Origin of the sequence: Paraburkholderia sp. SARCC-3016, from assembly GCF_031119615.1 — a bacterium.
Classification (GTDB): Bacteria; Pseudomonadota; Gammaproteobacteria; order Burkholderiales; family Burkholderiaceae; genus Paraburkholderia.
In genome coordinates, this window is the sequence record NZ_JAVHZD010000106.1 from 1 (window position 1) to 761 (window position 761).

Consider the following 761-nt stretch of genomic DNA (forward strand, 5'->3'; position numbering starts at 1 on the left):
CCACCAGAAATATTGGTGGGAACCAAATTACCTCCGTTCACTGCTCTCAGGAGAACGGCCGCCGTGAGGTGCTTACGACTGGAGCGAGGACTGGGCCGTTATCAATGGCGAGCGCACCAAGCTGCAGGTCGCGCAGCTCAAGCTCAGCCACAGCCGCGCGTTCTTCCTGCGTGCCTACCTGCTTCAGACTCACGAGATGCTGTTCGACGCGCACTATCACGCGTTCGTCGCCTGGGGCGGCATTCCACGCCGCGGCATCTATGACAACATGAAGACCGCCGTTGACAGAGTGCGACCCGGCAAGGTGCGCGAGGTCAACGCGCGCTTCAGCGCGATGGTTAGCCACTACCTGTTTGACGCCGAGTTCTGCAATGTCGCCTCGGGCTGGGAGAAGGGGCAGATAGAGAAGAACGTTCAGGACAGCCGTCACCGGCTGTGGCAGAAAGCGCCGGCGTTCGGCTCGCTCGCCGCGCTTAACGACTGGCTGGCCGACCAGTGCGTGCTGCTGTGGCAACAGACGCGGCACCCGGAGCACGACACGACTATTTGGGATGCGTGGGCGGCCGAGCGCCCACACCTGATGCCGGTGGGCCAGCCATTCGATGGCTTCGTCGAACATACCAAGCGCGTTTCGCCCACCTGCCTGGTGAACTTCGAGCGCAACCGCTATAGCGTACCGGCGTCGTTTGAGGTTGACCCGCTTCAACGGCCAGATTTGCAGTTGAGATCAGTACGATATTGATCCTCCGTTAAGCGTTGAG

The 761-nt window shown here is 61.1% G+C and carries 1 pseudogene; it reads left to right on the forward strand.

The features are described from left to right. Window positions 1-73: 73 nt before the first annotated feature. A pseudogene (gene istA / locus QYH69_RS35925) lies at window positions 74-703 on the forward strand (IS21 family transposase); the annotation flags it as partial. Window positions 704-761: the final 58 nt, after the last annotated feature.